The organism is Algibacter sp. (genome assembly GCF_049667265.1).
Classification (GTDB): Bacteria; Bacteroidota; Bacteroidia; order Flavobacteriales; family Flavobacteriaceae; genus Algibacter_B.
In genome coordinates this window covers 1-1,853 of record NZ_JBATHX010000090.1, presented here as the reverse complement: position 1 = coordinate 1,853, position 1,853 = coordinate 1, and the positions used below count along the sequence as shown (strand labels likewise).

The window sequence follows — 1,853 nt, the reverse complement described above, 5'->3', positions numbered from 1 at the left end:
GTCGCTTATTTTTTGTTTATTTTTCAGCCCCTGGAGGGTATTTCTCCATGATTTTAGTAACAAACTCTTGAATACGAGCTTCTTTCTTTTCCATATTTCTGCTTAAGTAGCCAGTTCCCATGCCTTGCCAAACTAATTCTTTTTTATCGGCGTCAATTAAGTCTATATATAAATGACCTTGTGTGCTTGTTGAAACGCTAGGTTGTTGATTCCAACCCCAGCCCCAACCAGGACCAAAGCCGCCCCAACCCCAGCCGCCCATGCCCCAGGAATTGTTGTAAACATCAACACGTTGTTGAGATTTTGTAAATAAACTAACTAATAAATCTGGATTTTCAGATTTCGTAAAACCTTTAGCTAAAAGTTCTGCTTCAATAGCTCTAAGAATTCGGCGTTTGTCTAAATCGCTAATTTCTGCTTTGTCAATACCGGTTTTAAAAAAAGCAAAGGTTTTGTAATCACTAAATTTTGCTTCTTTGTCATAATCTGCAGCCACTCTTACTGAGCTACAAGATGAAACCACAATTAGCAATGCTAATAACGGTAGGGTTTTTAGGAATTTTTTCATAGTACAATTTTTAATGGTTATAATGAATTTAACAGACTATCATCAACCATATTTGGTAATGTTACTTTTAAATTTGGCTCCGCTTCCATAGCACGTTTTATAGCAAAAATAGCTTCTTCGTTTCTTGCCCAACTGCGTCTTGAAATACCGTTATTAACATCCCAGAATAGCATGGATTTTAATCGATGTTCTGCTTCTTTAGTACCATCAAGAACCATACCAAATCCGCCATTAATAACTTCGCCCCATCCAACACCACCACCATTGTGAATGCTTACCCAAGTGGCGCCTCTAAAACTATCGCCAATAACGTTGTGAATAGCCATATCTGCTGTAAAGCGAGAACCATCATAAATATTTGAAGTTTCTCTATAAGGCGAATCGGTTCCTGAAACATCATGATGATCTCGCCCTAAAATCACTATATCAATGTCTTTTTTTGCTATGGCATCATTGAAAGCTTTGGCTATTTTCATGCGTCCTTCGGCATCAGCATATAGAATTCTAGCTTGTGAGCCAACCACCAATTTATTCTCTTGAGCACCTTTAATCCATTGAATATTATCAGCCATTTGTTGCTGAATTTCTTTAGGAGCATCTTTTTTAATAGCTTCTAAAACAGAACAAGCAATGGCGTCGGTTTTTGCTAAATCTTCTGGTTTTCCTGAGGCACAAACCCAGCGGAATGGACCGAAACCATAATCAAAACACATTGGTCCCATAATATCTTGAACGTAACTTGGGAATTTGAATTCACGTCCTAAAGTTGGATTATCGGCCATAACATCAGCGCCAGCTCGTGAGGCTTCTAAAAGAAATGCGTTTCCGTAATCAAAAAAGTAAGTGCCTTTCTCAGCATGTTTATTTATGGCTTTTACCTGCCTACGAAGGGACTCTTGAACTTTTTCTTTGAATGAATCAGGATTGGTTGCCATTAAGTTGTTGGATGCTTCAAACGAAATTCCAACCGGGTAATAGCCACCAGCCCAAGGATTATGAAGCGATGTTTGGTCGCTCCCTAAATCGATATGAATATTGGCTTCGTCAAATTTCTCCCATACATCAACAATGTTTCCTAAAAAGGCTATTGAAATGGTTTCTTTTTCCGCTTTGGCTTTAGTAACACGTGCCACTAATGTTTCTAAATCCGTTATTTTATCATCAATCCAACCTTGATCTAATCGAACCTGAGTAATTTTAGGGTTCACTTCTGCACAAACTGTAATGCAACCTGCAATATTGCCAGCTTTGGGTTGTGCACCACTCATGCCACCCAATCCAGAAG

1 protein-coding gene and 1 pseudogene are annotated in these 1,853 nt (G+C 38.6%); both read right to left on the bottom strand.

The genetic code is table 11. From position 1 onward, the window contains the following. Positions 1-16: 16 nt before the first annotated feature. Positions 17-568: a DUF4136 domain-containing protein gene (locus WBN21_RS03365; RefSeq protein ID WP_424197885.1), complete on the bottom strand. Its 552-nt coding sequence runs from the start codon at positions 566-568 to the stop codon at positions 17-19. A gap of 17 nt (positions 569-585) precedes the next feature. Beyond that, positions 586-1,853, bottom strand: a pseudogene (locus WBN21_RS03360) (urocanate hydratase); the annotation flags it as partial.

Excerpts from the sequence above, each read along its gene's own strand:
- WBN21_RS03365 (WP_424197885.1), bottom strand. The coding sequence starts at position 568 with ATGAAAAAATTCCTAAAAACCCTACCGTTATTAGCATTGCTAATTGTG.